The 17,847-nt window shown below is 45.1% G+C and carries 19 protein-coding genes; 13 read left to right on the top strand and 6 right to left on the bottom strand.

Going from position 1 to position 17,847, the window contains the following annotated elements:
- Positions 1-228 precede the first annotated feature (228 nt).
- From AC3WTF_RS06850 to spx, 8 genes are all read left to right on the top strand, one after another.
- The gene (locus AC3WTF_RS06850) at positions 229-1,863 is read left to right on the top strand and encodes a peptide ABC transporter substrate-binding protein (RefSeq protein WP_492314219.1); all 1,635 of its coding nucleotides are present in this window, start codon (positions 229-231) and stop codon (positions 1,861-1,863) included.
- Between the two features lie 106 nt (positions 1,864-1,969).
- The gene (locus AC3WTF_RS06845; RefSeq protein ID WP_003155043.1) at positions 1,970-2,905 is read left to right on the top strand and encodes an ABC transporter permease; all 936 of its coding nucleotides are present in this window, start codon (positions 1,970-1,972) and stop codon (positions 2,903-2,905) included.
- A gap of 3 nt (positions 2,906-2,908) precedes the next feature.
- Positions 2,909-3,826 (top strand): oligopeptide ABC transporter permease OppC, encoded by a 918-nt coding sequence (gene oppC, locus AC3WTF_RS06840; protein ID WP_020955631.1) that lies wholly within the window; start codon positions 2,909-2,911, stop codon positions 3,824-3,826.
- A gap of 12 nt (positions 3,827-3,838) precedes the next feature.
- A complete protein-coding gene (locus AC3WTF_RS06835; RefSeq protein ID WP_003155039.1) occupies positions 3,839-4,915 on the top strand; it encodes an ABC transporter ATP-binding protein in 1,077 nt (358 codons plus the stop codon).
- A complete protein-coding gene (oppF, locus tag AC3WTF_RS06830; protein ID WP_020955632.1) occupies positions 4,908-5,825 on the top strand; it encodes an oligopeptide ABC transporter ATP-binding protein OppF in 918 nt (305 codons plus the stop codon). The genes AC3WTF_RS06835 and oppF overlap by 8 nt, the downstream gene beginning before the upstream one ends.
- Before the next feature lie 106 nt (positions 5,826-5,931).
- On the top strand, positions 5,932-7,119 hold the full coding sequence (locus AC3WTF_RS06825; protein WP_079978554.1) for a putative glycoside hydrolase: 1,188 nt from the start codon (positions 5,932-5,934) through the stop codon (positions 7,117-7,119).
- A 117-nt stretch (positions 7,120-7,236) separates the two neighbouring features.
- Positions 7,237-7,815, top strand: coding sequence for a GNAT family N-acetyltransferase (locus AC3WTF_RS06820; protein WP_007409110.1), 579 nt, complete (start codon positions 7,237-7,239; stop codon positions 7,813-7,815).
- 178 nt (positions 7,816-7,993) lie between these two features.
- A complete protein-coding gene (gene spx, locus AC3WTF_RS06815) occupies positions 7,994-8,389 on the top strand; it encodes a transcriptional regulator Spx (protein ID WP_003155034.1) in 396 nt (131 codons plus the stop codon).
- Positions 8,390-8,446: 57 nt separating this feature from the next.
- On the opposite strand, the gene AC3WTF_RS06810 is transcribed toward spx, so the two are convergent.
- On the bottom strand, positions 8,447-9,103 hold the full coding sequence (locus AC3WTF_RS06810) for a TerC family protein (RefSeq protein ID WP_007409109.1): 657 nt from the start codon (positions 9,101-9,103) through the stop codon (positions 8,447-8,449).
- A gap of 275 nt (positions 9,104-9,378) precedes the next feature.
- Between AC3WTF_RS06810 and mecA the strand changes: the two genes are divergently transcribed.
- The 3 genes from mecA to pepF all read left to right on the top strand — a co-directional run bounded on the left by mecA (position 9,379) and on the right by pepF (position 13,403).
- Positions 9,379-10,035 (top strand): adaptor protein MecA, encoded by a 657-nt coding sequence (mecA, locus tag AC3WTF_RS06805; protein WP_003155032.1) that lies wholly within the window; start codon positions 9,379-9,381, stop codon positions 10,033-10,035.
- A 150-nt stretch (positions 10,036-10,185) separates the two neighbouring features.
- Positions 10,186-11,346: a competence protein CoiA family protein gene (locus AC3WTF_RS06800; RefSeq protein WP_047935598.1), complete on the top strand. Its 1,161-nt coding sequence runs from the start codon at positions 10,186-10,188 to the stop codon at positions 11,344-11,346.
- Between the two features lie 227 nt (positions 11,347-11,573).
- Positions 11,574-13,403: an oligoendopeptidase F gene (gene pepF / locus AC3WTF_RS06795; RefSeq protein ID WP_094031915.1), complete on the top strand. Its 1,830-nt coding sequence runs from the start codon at positions 11,574-11,576 to the stop codon at positions 13,401-13,403.
- Positions 13,404-13,440: 37 nt separating this feature from the next.
- Here the strand turns inward: pepF and AC3WTF_RS06790 are convergent, their stop codons facing one another.
- From AC3WTF_RS06790 to AC3WTF_RS06770, 5 genes are all read right to left on the bottom strand, one after another.
- Positions 13,441-13,608, bottom strand: a complete 168-nt coding sequence (locus tag AC3WTF_RS06790) for a hypothetical protein (RefSeq protein WP_003155026.1) — start codon at positions 13,606-13,608, stop codon at positions 13,441-13,443.
- A gap of 285 nt (positions 13,609-13,893) precedes the next feature.
- Positions 13,894-14,796 (bottom strand): protease adaptor protein SpxH, encoded by a 903-nt coding sequence (gene spxH / locus AC3WTF_RS06785; RefSeq protein ID WP_007409106.1) that lies wholly within the window; start codon positions 14,794-14,796, stop codon positions 13,894-13,896.
- Positions 14,793-15,191 (bottom strand): globin domain-containing protein, encoded by a 399-nt coding sequence (locus AC3WTF_RS06780; protein ID WP_003155023.1) that lies wholly within the window; start codon positions 15,189-15,191, stop codon positions 14,793-14,795. The genes spxH and AC3WTF_RS06780 overlap by 4 nt, the downstream gene beginning before the upstream one ends.
- Positions 15,192-15,419: 228 nt before the next feature.
- On the bottom strand, positions 15,420-16,106 hold the full coding sequence (locus AC3WTF_RS06775) for a lytic transglycosylase domain-containing protein (protein ID WP_007409105.1): 687 nt from the start codon (positions 16,104-16,106) through the stop codon (positions 15,420-15,422).
- A gap of 4 nt (positions 16,107-16,110) precedes the next feature.
- Entirely contained in the window at positions 16,111-16,683 is a 573-nt protein-coding gene (locus tag AC3WTF_RS06770) for a CYTH domain-containing protein (RefSeq protein WP_021494986.1), read from the bottom strand.
- A 124-nt stretch (positions 16,684-16,807) separates the two neighbouring features.
- Here AC3WTF_RS06770 and AC3WTF_RS06765 point away from each other — a divergent pair, with 124 nt between their 5' ends.
- Positions 16,808-17,173, top strand: coding sequence for a UPF0738 family protein (locus AC3WTF_RS06765; protein ID WP_003155020.1), 366 nt, complete (start codon positions 16,808-16,810; stop codon positions 17,171-17,173).
- A gap of 27 nt (positions 17,174-17,200) precedes the next feature.
- Complete coding sequence (gene yjbM / locus AC3WTF_RS06760) at positions 17,201-17,836, top strand: GTP diphosphokinase (protein ID WP_007610625.1); 636 nt, start codon at positions 17,201-17,203, stop codon at positions 17,834-17,836.
- The last annotated feature ends 11 nt before the right edge of the window (positions 17,837-17,847 follow it).

The raw sequence follows: 17,847 nt of genomic DNA, 5'->3' as shown, positions 1-17,847 counted from the left end.
CAGAAAAACTGACCAAATTTAAATATTTTAAATTGAGAAAATAGTATTGCAATAAATTATTCATTTCATTATAATGAACTTGTTCACTCTATTGTTACAGCTTCTTTACATAAAATAATCAGAAAAGACGGAACACAATTAAAGTTTAGAAAAATATTAAGTTATTTTGTCTGATATTTCTGAGTATTTAGTAGTAAAGGCTGAAAAATTTGATTAGGGGGTTAGTGCATGAAAAAGCGTTGGTCTATTGTAGGTTTGATGCTTATCTTCTCGCTTGTATTAAGTGCGTGCGGCGGATTCAGCGGCGGATCAGGCGGCGGTAAAAAAGACACCAAAGGACAGACTTCACTTAATATCAATATTAAAACCGAGCCGTTCTCACTGCATCCGGGTTTAGCGAATGATTCCGTGTCAGGAGGCGTAATCCGACAGACTTTTGAAGGATTGACACGCGTAAACTCCAAAGGTGAGCCTGAAGAAGGAATGGCATCTAAAATTGAAACAAGCAAAGACGGAAAGACCTATACATTTACGATTCGTGACGGTGCGAAATGGTCTAACGGCGACCCTGTGACGGCGCAGGATTTTGAATATGCATGGAAATGGGCGCTTGACCCGAACAACGAATCACAATACGCTTATCAGCTCTACTATATCAAAGGCGCTGAAGCTGCCAATACAGGAAAAGGCAAGATTGATGATGTAGGCGTAAAAGCCGTAAATGACAAAACATTAAAGGTTGAACTGAATAACCCGACACCTTATTTCACGCAATTAACTTCATTCTATACGTATATGCCGATCAACAAGAAAATCGCGGAAAAACATAAAAACTGGAACACAAACGCGGGCGAAAATTATGTGTCAAACGGCCCGTTCAAAATGACGGCCTGGAAACACAGCGGTTCCATCACGCTCGAAAAGAACGATCAATATTGGGATAAAGACGCTGTGAAATTGAAGAAAATCAACATGGTGATGATTAACAATAACAACACCGAACTGAAAAAATTCCAGGCCGGTGAGCTTGACTGGGCAGGAATGCCGCTCGGACAGCTTCCGACTGAATCTCTGCCGACATTGAAAAAAGACGGATCTCTTCACGTTGAACCGATCGCAGGCGTGTATTGGTACAAATTCAACACAGAAGCGAAACCGCTGAACAATGTTAACATCCGTAAAGCCCTTGCTTATGCGATCGACCGCTCGTCCATCGTAAAAAATGTAACGCAGGGCGAACAGATCCCGGCCATGGCTGCGGTGCCGCCGTCAATGAAGGGATTCAAGGATAACACAAAAGGTTATTTCAAAGACAATGACGTCAAATCAGCTAAAGAATTCTTAAATAAAGGACTGAAGGAATTAGGCGTCAAGAATGCCTCTGACCTTCCGGCGATCAAACTGTCCTACAATACGGATGACGCGCATGCAAAAATTGCGCAGGCCGTACAGGAAATGTGGAAAAAGAACTTGGGCGTCAAAGTTGAGCTTGATAACTCCGAATGGAATGTTTACATCGACAAGCTGCACAGCCAGAACTACCAAATCGGGCGTATGGGCTGGCTCGGCGATTTCAACGATCCGATCAACTTCCTAGAATTGTTCCGTGATAAAGAAGGCGGAAACAATGATACCGGATGGGAAGATCCTGAGTTTAAAAAGCTGCTGAACCAATCTCAGCTTGAAACGGATCCGGATAAACGTATCGAAGAGCTGAAAAAAGCAGAAAAGATCTTTATGGACGCAATGCCGGTCGCGCCAGTTTATTTCTATACAGATCCTTGGGTTCAGGATAAAAACCTCAAAAATGTGATCTTGACAGGAACAGGCGAAGTTTACTTCAGAAACGCTTCTTTTGAATAAAAGACGGTTCTGAAAACAAAAGACCCAAGGTATATGGGGAGGATGTCCCCATATACCTTTCTTACTGATTAAGTATAAAATTGTAAAAAACATGGAGGTGTTCACCTTGCTGAAATATATCGGTAAACGATTCATTTACATGATCATCACGCTGTTTGTGATTGTGACCGCCACATTCTTCTTAATGCAGGCAGCGCCGGGCGGACCATTTTCCGGCGAAAGAAAGCTGCCGCCTGAAATTGAGGCAAACTTAAACGAACACTATGGCCTGGACAAGCCTCTTTTCGTTCAATATGTCAGCTACTTAAAATCTGTGGCGATGTGGGACTTCGGACCTTCTTTTAAATATAAAGGCCAAAGTGTTAATGATTTAATCAATTCAGGCTTCCCCGTCTCATTCACTCTCGGTGCAGAAGCTATTCTCCTCGCTTTAGCGTTCGGCGTGCTTTTCGGGGTGCTTGCTGCCCTGTACCATAATAAATGGCAGGATTATACCATTGCGATTTTAACGATCTTTGGGATCTCAGTTCCGAGCTTTATATTGGCGACGATTTTGCAATATATTTTCTCAATTAAATTAGAACTGTTCCCGGTCGCAGGGTGGGAATCCTGGGCATACACCTTTCTGCCCTCTATTGCGCTCGCTTCCATGCCGATGGCGTTCATTGCCAGACTCTCCCGTTCAAGCATGATTGAAGTGTTAAACAGCGATTACATACGGACTGCAAAAGCTAAAGGACTTTCCCGTCCGTCAGTCACCGTGCGCCATGCGCTTCGAAACGCGCTTTTGCCGGTCGTGACATATATGGGGCCGATGGCGGCATCCATTTTAACGGGAAGTTTCATCATTGAATCCATTTTCGGAATTCCCGGTTTAGGCGCGCATTTTGTAAACAGCATTACAAACCGTGATTATACGGTCATTATGGGAGTTACCGTGTTCTTCAGCGTGCTCCTGCTTTTATGCGTATTAATTGTAGACGTGCTGTACGGATTAATCGATCCGAGAATCAAGCTTTCCAAAGCAAAGAAAGGAGCCTAGACCATGCAGAACATTCCTAAAAATATGTTTGAACCAGCTTCAGCTAATGCCGGCGATGCCGAAAAAATAAATAAAAAAAGCCTTTCCCTCTGGAAAGACGCCATGCTCCGCTTCCGCAGCAATAAGCTTGCGATGGTCGGGTTCGTACTGATCGTTCTTATTATTCTGATGGCGATTTTAGCGCCTGTCTTTTCAAGGTATGATTATGCCACTACCAATCTATTAAATGCGGATAAAGCGCCGTCGAAAGATCATTGGTTCGGCACGGATGACCTTGGAAGGGATATATTCGTCCGGACATGGGTGGGCGCGCGGATTTCCATCTTTATCGGTGTCGCAGCTGCCGTGCTTGATTTATTAATCGGCGTAATCTGGGGCAGCATTTCCGGATTCCGCGGCGGACGCACAGATGAAGTGATGATGCGCATCGCCGACATTCTGTGGGCTGTTCCTTCATTATTAATGGTTATTTTGCTGATGGTTGTTCTGCCGAAAGGATTGCTCACCATTATCGTCGCCATGACGATCACGGGCTGGATCAATATGGCGAGGATCGTCCGCGGACAGGTGCTGCAATTAAAGAATCAGGAGTATGTGCTTGCTTCACAGACACTCGGCGCCAAAACCGGCCGGCTTTTGTTTAAGCATATCGTCCCGAACGCGATGGGCTCTATCCTCGTAACGATGACACTGACGGTTCCGACGGCGATTTTTACAGAAGCGTTTTTAAGTTATTTGGGCCTCGGCGTACCTGCGCCGCTTGCGAGCTGGGGAACGATGGCCTCAGACGGATTGCCTGCATTAACCTATTACCCTTGGCGTCTGTTCTTCCCTGCCGGCTTTATCTGCCTGGCGATGTTCGGCTTTAACGTTGTCGGCGACGGGTTAAGAGACGCGCTGGATCCTAAGTTACGCAAATAAGGAGTGATATGAGTGACACGTTTGCTAGAAGTAAAAGACTTAGCCATTTCATTTAAAACATACGGCGGAGAGGTACAGGCAATCCGCGGCGTGAATTTCCATTTGAATAAAGGAGAGACGCTGGCGATCGTGGGGGAGTCGGGTTCCGGAAAAAGTGTGACCTCCCAAGCGATTATGAAGCTGATCCCGATGCCGCCGGGCTACTTTAAAAGAGGACAGATTCTTTTTGACGGACGCGATATCGTGCCGATGTCTGAAAAAGAAATGCAGGCCATCAGAGGAAAGGATATCGGAATGATTTTCCAAGATCCGATGACCTCTCTGAACCCGACGATGAGAGTCGGCAAACAAATTACGGAAGTGCTTTTCAAACATGAAAAAATCTCAAGTGAAGCGGCGAAAAAGCGCGCCATAGAGCTGCTTGATCTCGTCGGAATTCCGATGCCCGAAAAACGGATCGGCCAATTCCCCCATGAATTTTCAGGCGGGATGAGACAGCGTGTCGTCATCGCGATGGCGCTTGCGGCAAATCCGAAACTGTTAATTGCCGATGAACCGACAACAGCTCTTGATGTGACGATTCAGGCACAGATCCTTGAGCTGATGAAAGATCTGCAAAAGAAAATTGATACGTCTATCATTTTTATCACGCATGATCTCGGCGTTGTCGCCAATGTCGCCGACCGGGTCGCTGTCATGTACGCGGGTCAGGTCGTCGAATCGGGCACGGTGGATGAAATCTTTTATGATCCGCGCCATCCGTATACGTGGGGGCTGCTTGCCTCAATGCCTAGCCTGGACAGCACCGATCAGGAAAAACTGACGGCCATCCCGGGCACGCCGCCTGATCTGACGAATCCTCCGAAAGGGGATGCATTTGCGCTCCGCAGCTCATATGCGATGAAAATTGACTTTGAACAGGAACCGCCGATGTATAAAGTGTCTGATACGCATTTTGTGAAATCGTGGCTTCTGCATCCTGATGCGCCTAAGGTCGAGCCGCCTGAAGCGGTGAAGGCTAAAATCCGTCAGCTTCCGAATACGTATCAGCATCCTGTTTTAATGAAGGAAGGTGAAAAAAATGACTGAGAAGCTTCTCGAAATCAAACACTTAAAACAGCATTTTTTCACGCAGAAAGGAACGGTAAAAGCCGTAGATGATTTGTCATTTGATATTTATAAAGGCGAAACGCTCGGCCTTGTCGGAGAATCGGGCTGCGGTAAATCAACGACGGGCCGCAGTATTATCCGGCTGTATGAGGCAACCGGCGGGGAAGTTCTCTTTAACGGGGAAAATGTCCACGGGAAAAAATCCCGCAAGAAGCTGCTGGAGTTTAACCGGAAAATGCAGATGATTTTCCAGGATCCGTACGCATCTTTAAATCCGAGAATGACAGTCGCCGACATTATTGCCGAGGGAATAGATATTCACCGCCTGGCAAAAACGAAAAAAGAGCGGATGCAGCGGGTTCACGAACTGCTGGAAACGGTCGGTTTAAATAAAGAGCACGCCAACCGCTACCCGCATGAATTTTCGGGCGGACAGAGACAGCGTATCGGAATCGCCAGAGCGCTGGCGGTTGATCCGGAGTTTATCATCGCGGACGAACCGATTTCGGCGCTTGACGTCTCCATTCAGGCGCAAGTCGTCAATTTAATGAAAGAATTGCAGAAAGAAAAAGGGCTCACTTACCTGTTTATCGCCCATGATTTATCAATGGTCAAATACATCAGCGACCGCATCGGCGTCATGTATTTCGGAAAATTGGTGGAGCTTGCGCCGGCGGATGAGCTTTACGAAAACCCGCTTCACCCATACACGAAATCATTGCTGTCCGCTATCCCGCTCCCTGATCCGGACTATGAAAGAAATCGCACGCGAAAGAAATACGATCCGGCAGTTCATCAGCTGCAAGACGGAGAAAAAATGGAATTCAGAGAAGTGAAACCGGGACATTTTGTCATGTGCACAGAAGCTGAATTTAAAACCTATCTATAAACGTATCATCCTCCAAGACTCAGTCTTGGAGGATTTTTTTGCGCACATTCAAGTTTATTAAGCCTGCTCCCGTTTTTCTATAATGGAAAAAAAGGGGGAGATCAGTATGAAAACCATTTTGTGCGCCATTTGTGCGGGACTGTTTATCAGTGCAGCCGCTTATCCGGCCCACGCCGCTGCGAAAGAGGAGCAGCCGCTTGTAAAAATAGCGCTGGCCGAAAAAGAACTGCCGAAATCAAATGCACGGTTCGCTTATCCGTCAGGGCTGCATTTTTCACATCCTGATAAGGTGCGGGGCATTTACGTCACAGGGCATTCAGCGGGAGGAAGCAAATTCGGGGAGCTGACAGACTTTGTGGACAAAACGGAGCTCAATACAATGGTGATTGATGTCAAGGATGACAACGGAAACCTCACCTTTAAGCCGGACGGCCATTCTGAGTATGCCAAAATCGCCAAGCCGTACATCAAAGACCCAAAAAAGATGATGAAAAAGCTGGAGGAAAAAAAGATCTATCCGATCGCGCGTATTGTCGTATTTAAAGACAGCGAACTCGCGAACAAAAAGCCGGAGTGGTCTTTTAAAGAAAAAAACGGAAGTGTCTGGAAAAACGGCCGCGGCGAATCGTTCGTCAATCCGTTTATGAAAGAAGTATGGGATTACAATGTAGAGATTGCAAAACAAGCCGTAAAGATGGGTTTTCAAGAAATTCAGTTTGATTATGTCCGTTTTCCTGAAGGATTTGAAAAACGTGATGACGAACTGACATACGGACACGGCGATTACGGAAAAACAGCAGACAGCAATGTGCAAAAACGCGTTCACGCCGTCACCGATTTTGTCGGTTATGCGAAGAAAAAACTCAAGCCGTACGGCGCGGATGTGTCGGTTGATATTTTCGGCTATTCAGCCACGCTGCCGGAAGCGCCTGGGATCGGCCAGAATTTCAGCAAAATTTCAGAACAGGTCGATGTCATTTCATCCATGATTTACCCGAGCCATTGGACAAGCTATTTCGGCATTGATAAACCGGATCTTGAGCCTTACAAAGTCGTCAAAGAATACGCGAAGGTGGAAAATAAAAAACTGTCTAAGCTGAAACACCCGCCTGTATCGCGTCCGTGGCTTCAGGACTTCACGGCATCATATCTCGGCAGCGGAAATTATCAAAAGTACGGAAAACGCCAGGTGGAAGACCAGGTTAAAGCGCTGCATGATGAAGGAATTGACGAATTTTTATTGTGGGACGCGGCAAACCGCTATACCAAAAACGTCGATTACACACCATTTTAAAAAAATTGAAACCATGTTAAAGGATCACACGTCTTAATAGATGTAAGATTGTTTAAACAATCGGAAATGGGGTATATCTAAAAGTGTGAAGACAACGAACCCATAAGGAGCAAATGAATGAACTGGTACGAAAAGCTGAGTGAATATTTTCCGATTGAAGAAATGAAATCAAAAGCGCATATGGAAGCTCTGTTAAAGGAGCAAAGCGATGTTTATCATAAAGAAGAGGGGCAGTACCACGTGCTGATGTATGCGGAATTTGACTCTTTCATCTTTATTGATTACCTGTTTGTGTCAAAGAAATCCAGAGGACAAGGCCTCGGAAGCAAACTGATCGGCAGGCTGAAAAAGAAAAACAAGCCGATTCTGCTTGAGGTGGAGCCTGTTGACGAGGATGACACGGATACACAGAAACGCTTGCGTTTTTATCAAAGAGAGCATTTCAAGCACGCGCAGTCAATCGGGTATCGGCGCCGGTCATTGGCTACGAATGAAGTGAACAAAATGGAGATTCTGTACTGGTCACCTAAGACGGAATCAGAAGAAGAAATGTTTGAAGCAATGAAACAGACATATGAAAACATTCACACTTATAAAGATGAAAAATGGTACGGAGAATCATACGAAAAAACGGATGAAGTTCTCAAAGTCATTGATGAGAAAAAACGAAAAAACATTTTCGATCAGCTGAGCTAATTGAGAATGGGGAAACATCCGCCAGCCGTAAATTTGCCGGATTGACACATTTTTTTCTCAGGAGACTGTTCACACTTACTTTTTTATAGTATAATACCTATAAAGATTCCTTTTTTAAAGTCATTTCAATTTGAGAATACAAACATGTTCATCCTACTAATTAGAGGAGTGAAGATTAATGGTTACATTATACACATCACCTAGCTGTACGTCATGCAGAAAAGCAAGAGCTTGGCTTGAAGAGCACGAGATTCCGTTTGTAGAGAGAAACATTTTCTCCGAGCCGTTATCAATTGATGAGATCAAGCAGATTCTGCGTATGACTGAAGACGGTACGGATGAAATTATCTCTACCCGTTCTAAAGTATTCCAGAAACTGAACGTAAATGTTGAATCTATGCCGCTTCAAGACTTATATACTTTGATCAATGAGCATCCGGGACTGCTCCGCCGTCCGATCATCATTGATGAAAAACGTCTGCAAGTCGGCTATAACGAAGATGAAATCAGACGATTCCTGCCAAGAAAAGTGCGTTCTTTCCAATTAAGAGAAGCACAGCGTCTTGCCAACTGATATAAGCTTACGATAAGCATGGAAAAAGCCCAAAACCATCGCGGTTTGGGCTTTTTGTTATTTTTCAGTCTGCTGGTAAATCATACTGGCGAGGATAACAAATACGACGGTCAAAATCGGCAGCGTCATTTGTATAATGCCGTGTTCTGCCATGAAAAATGACAGCTTGCTGTCTCCGGCAATCATTTCACCGCCGGTAAATGCGAGAAGACCGCTCCCGGCGTACATCAATAAAGGCATTTTGTCCATGGCGGCATGAACGAGCTTGCTGCCCCAAATGATAATCGGCACCGAGATGAAGAGACCGATCACTACAAGTGTCAGCTCACCGTGAGAAGCGCCGGCTACTGCGATGACATTGTCAAGCGACATAAAGATATCAGCCATAACGATTGTGCGGATGGCTTTCCAAAGAGAAGAACTGCTTTTCACATGCTGCGCATCTTTCTTCTCAATCAGAAGCTGATAGCCGAGATACAATAAAAATACCCCGCCTGCGCATTGCAAAAAAGGAACATTCAATAAATAGACCGCAGCGCTCGTCAGAACGATTCTCAAGACGACTGCGATAAACGTTCCGAAGATGATCGCTTGCTGTCTTTGTTTATGGGCCAGATTCCGGCTGGCCATCGCGATGACGACGGCATTGTCACCGCCGAGAATAAGGTCAATTCCGATAATGAGCAGAAGGGACAGCAGGTAATCGTGCGGCATGGTAACACCTCGCTTATAGATCGATTGCTTGTACAGCTAATATATGAAGCAGTGCGCTATTTATGATGGGAACCGGGAGAAAGCCTGTTTTTCGGTGTGAAAATGCTTTTTTATTTCTTTTATAACTGTTTTATCATAAAATAGAAATATAAAGAATTTGCGCTGTCTTCTATAAGGTTAAGATGTGGACGGAATGGGTAAAGTGTAGTAAAGTACTATTCATCGGGAGCTTAGATGTCCCTTCAACATCTTATAAAGAAGGGAAGGTTGGCAAAATGGAAATAGAAAGAATTAATGAGCATACTGTAAAATTTTATATGTCTTATGGTGATATTGAAGATCGCGGTTTTGACAGAGAAGAAATCTGGTACAATCGCGAGCGCAGTGAAGAACTGTTCTGGGAAGTCATGGATGAAGTGCATGATGAAGAGGAATTCGCTGTCGAGGGTCCTCTTTGGATTCAGGTTCAGGCATTGGACAAAGGACTGGAAATAATCGTAACAAAAGCCCAGCTTTCCAAGGACGGACAAAAACTCGAACTGCCGATCCCGGAAGATAAAAAACAAGAGCCGGCAGATGAAAATCTCGATGCTTTACTTGATGATTTCCAGAAAGAAGAGCAGGCCGAGAGCCGGGAAGATAAGGAGCAAAAGCTTCAGTTCACTTTGCGGTTCGATGATTTTGAGGATCTCATCTCGCTATCAAAATTGAATCTTAACGGAATCAAAACGACCCTGTATTCGTTTGAAGACCGATATTATTTATATGCAGATTTTTATGAGCAAACTGATGAAGAGGTTGAAAATCAGCTAAGCATCCTGTTGGAGTACGCGCACGAATCATCAGTCAGCATTCACCGTCTTGAAGAATACGGCAAATTGGTGATCGCTGATCATGCGTTATATACAATAAAAAAACACTTTGCATCATAACAAACCGATTTCTCTCAGCAGAAATCGGTTTTTTTTGTTCTGAATGACAGGATGAACGGATGAAAACCGTATAACGGCTCTCATCCGCAAACAGGATTATATCTTCTCCCTGCTGAATACAACAAGATTCAGGAAAGGAGAAGATGCAACATGTTCAGTGCTGTGACTGCCGACGGACGGCTCATTCAGCTGGCCGGAAGCTATTCAAAGGAAAAAACGGCGGAGCTGAGAAAGAAACGCTGGTTCTGCCCCGTTTGCAAAAGTGAGCTTGATATCAAACTGGGACGGGAGAAACTGCCGCACTTCGCTCATAAAAAAAGCAGGCTGTGTCCGGGGGAATCCGAACCTGAAAGCGAATACCATCTGGAAGGAAAAAGGCAGCTTTTTCTCTGGCTAAAGACACAAGGGTGCAGCGTCAGCCTGGAACCGTATCTGACTTCCGCTGGACAGCGGCCTGACTTGACGGCGGAAAGCGGAGAAGAGAGGCTGGCTTTTGAATTTCAATGTGCGAACCTTTCGGCGGACTCTTTAAAGAGCCGGACGGCAGGCCTGAAAAACGCCGGGTACCGGCCGGTCTGGATCATCGGAGCAAAACGGTTAAAACGGATGGCCGCGCAATTTTTCCGGCTTTCTGCTTTTCACTGGCAGTTCTTTGAAGTCCATTCATTTTCCTCCTTACTGTTTTACTGCCCCGACGCCCGCTCCTTTTACAGGCTGCATTCCATCACTCCGTTTTACACCGGCTATTCTTATGCCGGCTTAATTACAATCCCTCTTCACAAAGCAAACCTGAAAGACATCTGTCATCCGGAAGGGCGGCACAGCGTCAGACTTCCCTCGTGGGGACGTGCCGTAGCCGGCTTCCGAAACAAAAGCAGGCGGTTTTTATCTGAAGATGCCGGTCTTATCCGGCGTCTTTTTTACGAAAGACATCAGGTTGCATTTCCGTTTCTCCCCTCTGAAGTGTTTATTCCCGTTTCATCGGGCTTTGTGTTTGCAAGTCCCGTTTTTGTGTGGCAGAGCCATTTATACTTGCGGCTTGCGGAACTTTCTAAAAAAGGCGCGCCGATCCGATTATCCGGCATGGTTCATGATTTGCGGCAAAAAATCAGGCGTAAGGAGATTCGGATGCGGTATGGTTCCCAAAATAGCCTTATCAGAATGGCGGTAAAACAATATGCTGATTTCTTATGCTTGCAGGATTTTTTAAGGGAAATTGAGAATGAAGTATATATGCCCTCATCTCAACGGAAGCTCCCTCAAACGGCAGAAGAGCTGCGCCGGCGGGATCTGCTCTTTTTTGGGGAATGAGAATGCTTCATTTCGTTCACCCTAACGTCAAGGTGGTGGCGAATGTGAGGGGCGTACAAGCAGTTTGTTTTCGTTTTTTCACTGTATTATTGGTATGCTCGGTCTTATATGCCGCATATGATTTGACAAAAGGCAGTGAAAAGCCGGAAGATAATCACAACACAAGTTTTTGGAGAAACAATCGTTTTTTCAATTGGCTTGAAGTAAAGAAAACGAGGGGGATCACCATGACTGAGGAAAATAAAGCAGCACAGCTGCCTGACAGAAGTGAAGTAAAGGCAGAGCATACATGGAGACTAGAGGATATTTTTCCTAGTGATGAGGCCTGGAATAAAGAATTTCAAGCAGTTAAAGAATTAATCCCGAATTTATCTTCTTTTAAAGGCACGCTTGCTCATTCGGCTGATAATTTATACGCGGCGCTTACGGCACAGGATGAAGTGACGAACCGCCTTGGGAAACTTTATGCATACGCGCATATGCGCTCAGACCAGGATACGGGAAATTCTTTCTACCAAGGGCTGAACGACAAAGCCGCAAGCCTGTATTCCCAGGCTGCCAGCGCGACTGCTTACATTGAACCGGAAATTCTGGCGATTCAGGAGGACAAGCTGCACCAGTTTATTCTGGAAAAAGAGGAGCTTAAACTTTACTCCCATGCAATTGAAGAAATTACAAAACAGCGTCCGCACGTGCTGAGCGAACAAGAAGAGGCCCTGCTTGCGGAAGCCTCAGAAGCGCTGTCGTCGCCTTCCAATACATTCAGTGTTTTAAATAACGCCGATATTACGTTTCCGTCGATTAAAGATGAAAACGGCAAGGAAACTCAAATCACACACGGCAACTTTATTAATTTCCTGGAAAGCAGCAATCGTGAAGTCCGCAAAAACGCATTTGAAGCCGTATATAAAACATACGGACAGTATAAAAACACGATGGCGACTACACTCAGCGGCACTGTGAAAAAAGATAATTTTTACGCCCGTGTGAAAAAGTATAAATCAGCACGGGAAGCGGCTTTATCCAATAACAGCATCCCTGAAGAAGTTTACGATAACCTTATTAAAACGATCAATAAACATCTTCCGTTATTACACCGTTACATTGACCTGCGGAAAAAGGTTCTCGGCCTTGATGAAGTCCATATTTATGACCTTTACACACCGCTTGTAAAAGATTCGGGAATGAAGGTCACATATGAGGAAGCGAAAGAGTATATGCTCAAAGGACTTGCTCCGCTGGGCGAGGAATACGCGTCTATTTTAAAAGAAGGACTTGAAAACCGCTGGGTCGATATATACGAAAATAAAGGAAAACGCAGCGGTGCTTATTCGTCCGGTACATACGGCACGAATCCGTACATCTTGATGAACTGGCATGACAATGTCAATAATCTGTTTACGCTCGTTCACGAGTTCGGCCATTCCGTGCACAGCTACTATACGAGAAAATATCAGCCGTATCCGTACGGTAACTACAGCATTTTTGTCGCTGAAGTTGCTTCAACGACTAATGAAGCGCTGCTCGGTGAATATATGCTGAACAGCTTAAAGGATGAAAAACAGCGTCTGTACCTGCTCAACCATATGCTTGAAGGATTCAGAGGCACAGTGTTCAGACAGACGATGTTCGCTGAATTTGAGCATCTGATTCATACGAAAGCACAGGAAGGCGAGCCGCTAACGCCTGAACTGCTGAACGAACTTTATTATGATCTGAATAAAAAGTATTTCGGTGACAACATGGTGATTGATAAAGAAATCAGTCTGGAATGGTCAAGAATTCCGCATTTCTATTACAATTATTATGTGTATCAATATGCGACAGGCTACAGTGCGGCCCAAGCGCTGAGCAGCCAGATCTTAAAAGAAGGCAAGCCTGCGGTGGAGCGCTATACCGAATTCTTAAAAGCGGGAAGCTCGGAATATCCGATCGACATACTGAAAAAAGCGGGAGTCGATATGACATCGCCTGAACCGATCGAGGCGGCCTGCAAAATGTTTGAAGAGAAACTGAACGAGATGGAAGAGCTTCTTTCGAAAGTGAACCCTTCGTAGTTCAAAAAAGCCTGTGCATAAGATGCGCAGGCTTTTTTTAAAACCCTTTAAACGTTTTTCTGTGATTCAGCCGATACAGGGCAAACAATATGGACAGAAACAGCAGGGGAGATGTAATGTAAATCGGCAGCATGTGCATCATGGCCAGCAGGTTTAAAAAGAAGAAAAACACAATCATTCCGATGATCAATACGGTGCGGAGCATTGATTTCCCTCCTTGTTTATGATTGATATATTCTATGAAAACAAGCAGTCAGTTATGTTTTGTGACAAAAATATGAACATTAATCTTATGGCTTGTCAAAACTCGACAAGATTTGATATGATAAGGATGTGAAATTGATCACAAACAAACATTACCCCTTTGTTTGACCGTGAAAAATTTCTCCCATCCCCTTTGTTGTCGTTAAGACATATGAAACCGCGCTTATCCCGGCGCGGTTTCTTTATTTGCACAAAAAAAGCCGGCTCCGTAAGGAATCAGCTTTTTTTAATGATCACAACAGGTGACATCCTCCTGAGTGCCGGCCAGAGATTTCCAAAACAGACCGTGCTTTGCTTCCACTCTGGCGACCTTTTTGGCGAATGCCAGTTTTTTCATTTCTTTTTCAACTTCTTCTAGACTCAAATCATAAACGAGTGCGATTTCTTTCGATGCGACAAACCGGAAATATTCAATGAAACATTCCAAAGGCGGCGTTTCAGAAGGCTTCGGTTCATCCCCGAGCATTTCGAATAAGATCTCTTCGTATACGTCATAAGAATAGTTGCCGGGAACCTTCAGCCCTTCATCATCATGCAGGCTGTTAAAGAACGTCAATGTCGGGTTGACGGTGACGTCCATTTCCGCCGCGATTTTCATATCGCACTGAAGCGCTTTTACCGCGCTTTGCGAATGGAGGTCGCGCTTGAATTCTTCAACATCCAATTTCGTCTTTTCGGCAATCTCTAAAAGAACGTCTTCATCCGTAATATTCTGCTTGGAAACAAACAGGCTTTCCTGCATGCTGCGGAGAAACAGAATGCCCGCTTTTCTTCCCTGCAGTTCGGCCGCTTTTAAAGCAAGTGCGGCAAGGTAGGGCGATGAAAGAGGCTGATCCTGCTCAAGCCAAAGGCTTCCGTCACAGGGCATCCCGGAACGGTTCGCAATTTTTTCCCAAGCTTCGGCAAGAAGGTGTTTTTTCCGCTTTTGCTTATTCAGCGATGTAATACTCGCGGAAACAATGATCCGCAGCGTAAAAAAACGTCCGTATTTGATTTTTAATTTTTTTATGACGGGCTCCAGCGACCAGCATTCAGGACATAAAGGGTCGACAAACATGTAAATTTCGAGCGGTTTTTTTGGATGTCCGTGGCAATGGGCGAAGTATTGCTCATGCTGATAATTCGTCAATATGATCGATCCTCCGCTTCTGACTGGTTTACCATATGCCTGGCCGTCAGTTCCAGACGCCCGTACAGAAATTCACGAATATCGCCCTCCAGCCCGACCTGATCCATCGCTTTGCTCATACAGCTTAGCCACGCATCAGCCCTCTCGTCCGTAATCGGAAAGGGGAGATGCCTTGCCCTGAGCATGGGATGTCCGTGCTCTTCAGTATAAAGAGGAGGTCCGCCCAAATACTGGGTTAAAAATTGCTTTTGTTTTCTGGCCGTTTCAGTCAAATCACTTGGAAATATCGGCTTCAGCAAGGGATGAGACGAGACACGCTCATAAAAAGTATCAACAAGTTGCGATAGAAGTTCCTCTCCAATCGCTTCATATGGTGCGTTAAACGATTGTCCCATGTTGACTACTCCTTTATATGGCTAATAGGAATCATAATTCCCATTGCGAATTTATCTTTCAGTTTTACTATCTTCAGTTACTGTATATTTTAGCAATAACATTTTATTTCTACAAACAAAGTGCCTTTCTGTCAGGCGCTTGTATTTCATATCATATCACATCGCCTTCATTCATGTGTAAGATTTCACTCCGCAAAAAAACCAGAGGGCGAAGGAAGCCTCTCTGGTTTACGCGTAATACTGTTTGGTTATGTTTTTGACATATTGCTGTGTTTCCTTAAACGGCGGAATGCCCCCGTACCGATCTACGTTGCCGGGGCCTGCGTTGTAGGCGGCTAACGCCAGAGATACATTTCCGTCGTATTTCGTGAGCATCTGCTTTAAGTACTTTGTGCCGCCCTCAGCGTTCTGGACGGGATCAAGCGGGTTTGACACCCCGAGTGATTCTGCCGTGGAAGGCATGAGCTGCATCAATCCCATTGCCCCCGCACCGCTGACCGCTTTCGGATTAAAGCCTGATTCCTGTTTAATAACCGCGCGGATCAGCTTTTCGTCCACTCCGTATTTTTCGGCCGCTTTCTGAATGGCGCTGTCTATTGAAAAGTTTCCGGTGCTGATATCAGAAGCCGCATCCGGAGACTTTATGCCCGGGGAAGCGGTCTGTGAAGCAGCCGCGGAGCCGGATGAAACGGGAATTCTCGGTGAATATGAAGCGTGAGCGGTCCGCACACCGTTTAAAATTCCTGATTCCGGCTGCTGCCGGACGGCTGTGTCCGTATACTGGCTGAGAAGCGCGCTGAAATTTGCAAGCGGGCTTTCTGAAGATTGTCCGCCTGAAGCCGTGCTTGTATGAGAGATTGATTGCAGCGCCATTGATTGCAGCTGGAGAAGGGCCGCCCAATTCGTGATATTCACTGTGTCATTCCACCTTTTTTTGTTTCTGTTCATAAAAACGCTGGATTTTATTTTTCGTGATCCGCTCTGGGATGCCGAATTGCTTGAGCAATTGTTCAAACGCCCGTTTTCCTTCATCCCAGTCAGCAGCTTCGAATTCCAATTCAAAGTCTTCTTTCTCTAAATATCGGCTGTGATCTAAAATGATTAAGCCTTTTTCTGATTCTTTTTCCGCGCGTGCGGTCGACAGCGTTCCGAAATAGCAAATGTGTTCTGAGTTGATTCCGAGACCTTCCAGCTGACGTTTGACGGGGCCTTCCGGAATCTTGAAGACGTCAAGATCAGGTGCCGCAAGCTCTTGGTGGGTTTCCAGCAGACCGACCGCGGCAGGCTCTTTTAACGTCAGAACGAACGCGCCGTCTTTTTCTCGGATGCGGAGTGCTGATTTTTTTTGTTTCAGGGAAAAATCTTTCGTGTCGAAATAATGATTGACCTGCTGTTTAAAATCATGTTCTTTCATGCAGAGTGCTTCACTCAGCTTCAGAAATTCTGATTTTGTCAGCAGGTTTTTGAATTCAATTTCTATTTCTTGGGTCATGACAGTCTTCCTTTCAGGACGAAAAATTGTATAATTCCCATTATCTCTTTAGAGGTTACGTTTATCAATATCGACCTTGATATGATAAAATAAATGCTGTACTTTGTTAAAAAAGGAGAACATTATGCAAAAGAGAATTGAAATCCAAAATGCATCATTAACAGAAGACGCGCTCCGCTTGAAGTGCGGAGAGGACTTAAGCGGAGCGGAACGCAAAGCCTCAGGTCAAATGCTTGTTGATTCCGATCACTTTGCTTTTGTATACATACTTGAATCAGCTGACTCTTTTGAATATGTCATTATAAAAGAACATATCTGGCCGGATCTGAAAGAAGCCTTAGACCAAAGAAAACCGGCGGTCCTTGAGGCCGGCGGAAAAACGGTTGAACTTTCAGGGCTGCATGAAGAACTCGATTATCTTCTTGAAAATATTAAAGATAATGCAAACTACGGAGATATGGAAGAAAAAGTGAAAAGCGTATTTCTTTAGAACAGGTTCGGAATTGGGGGATGTACGATGGATGACAAACAATGGGAGCAATTTTTAGCGCCATACCGCCAGGCTGTTGAAGAATTAAAGGTGAAGCTGAAAGGCGTCAGAACCCTTTATGAGTATGAAGATGACCACTCACCGATTGAGTTTGTGACAGGCCGCGTGAAGCCGGTGGCGAGCATACTTGAAAAAGCGAGACGAAAAAGCATACCGCTTCATCAGATTGAAACGATGCAGGATATCGCGGGGCTGCGTATTATGTGCCAATTCGTCGATGATATCCAGATCGTCAAAAATATGCTGTTTGCCAGAAAAGATTTTACCGTTGTCGATAAGCGGGATTACATAGCAGAGCATAAGGAAAGCGGATATCGGTCTTACCACCTTGTCGTTTTATATCCTTTACAAACAACGTCCGGAGAAAAGCACGTTCTTGTGGAAATACAGATTCGGACGCTTGCCATGAACTTTTGGGCAACCATTGAGCATTCACTGAATTACAAATACAGCGGGAACATTCCCGAAAAAGTAAAGCTGAGGCTGCAGCGGGCCTCAGAAGCCGCATCCCGGCTCGATGAAGAAATGTCAGAAATCCGCGGAGAAATCCAGGAAGCCCAAGCCGCGTTCTCGCGAAAGAAAAAAGCGGGAGACCACCAGTAGGAAAGGAGGGG

It is taken from the genome of Bacillus sp. EB106-06-01-XG163 (assembly GCF_058791615.1).
Note: the sequence above shows the minus strand (reverse complement) of the source record. Positions and strands in the feature narration are given on the sequence as shown.

Bases quoted from the DNA above. Each gene is read 5' to 3' on its own strand.
- AC3WTF_RS06780 (WP_003155023.1), bottom strand. From the start codon at position 15,191: ATGGGACAATCGTTTAACGCACCATATGAAGCGATTGGAGAGGAACTT.
- pepF (WP_094031915.1), top strand. From the start codon at position 11,574: ATGACTGAGGAAAATAAAGCAGCACAGCTGCCTGACAGAAGTGAAGTA.
- AC3WTF_RS06810 (WP_007409109.1), bottom strand. From the start codon at position 9,103: ATGCCGCACGATTACCTGCTGTCCCTTCTGCTCATTATCGGAATTGAC.
- AC3WTF_RS06820 (WP_007409110.1), top strand. From the start codon at position 7,237: ATGAACTGGTACGAAAAGCTGAGTGAATATTTTCCGATTGAAGAAATG.
- yjbM (WP_007610625.1), top strand. From the start codon at position 17,201: ATGGATGACAAACAATGGGAGCAATTTTTAGCGCCATACCGCCAGGCT.
- spx (WP_003155034.1), top strand. From the start codon at position 7,994: ATGGTTACATTATACACATCACCTAGCTGTACGTCATGCAGAAAAGCA.
- mecA (WP_003155032.1), top strand. From the start codon at position 9,379: ATGGAAATAGAAAGAATTAATGAGCATACTGTAAAATTTTATATGTCT.
- oppC (WP_020955631.1), top strand. From the start codon at position 2,909: ATGCAGAACATTCCTAAAAATATGTTTGAACCAGCTTCAGCTAATGCC.
- AC3WTF_RS06765 (WP_003155020.1), top strand. From the start codon at position 16,808: ATGCAAAAGAGAATTGAAATCCAAAATGCATCATTAACAGAAGACGCG.
- AC3WTF_RS06825 (WP_079978554.1), top strand. From the start codon at position 5,932: ATGAAAACCATTTTGTGCGCCATTTGTGCGGGACTGTTTATCAGTGCA.
- oppF (WP_020955632.1), top strand. From the start codon at position 4,908: ATGACTGAGAAGCTTCTCGAAATCAAACACTTAAAACAGCATTTTTTC.
- AC3WTF_RS06850 (WP_492314219.1), top strand. From the start codon at position 229: ATGAAAAAGCGTTGGTCTATTGTAGGTTTGATGCTTATCTTCTCGCTT.
- AC3WTF_RS06800 (WP_047935598.1), top strand. From the start codon at position 10,186: ATGTTCAGTGCTGTGACTGCCGACGGACGGCTCATTCAGCTGGCCGGA.
- AC3WTF_RS06790 (WP_003155026.1), bottom strand. From the start codon at position 13,608: ATGCTCCGCACCGTATTGATCATCGGAATGATTGTGTTTTTCTTCTTT.
- AC3WTF_RS06770 (WP_021494986.1), bottom strand. From the start codon at position 16,683: ATGACCCAAGAAATAGAAATTGAATTCAAAAACCTGCTGACAAAATCA.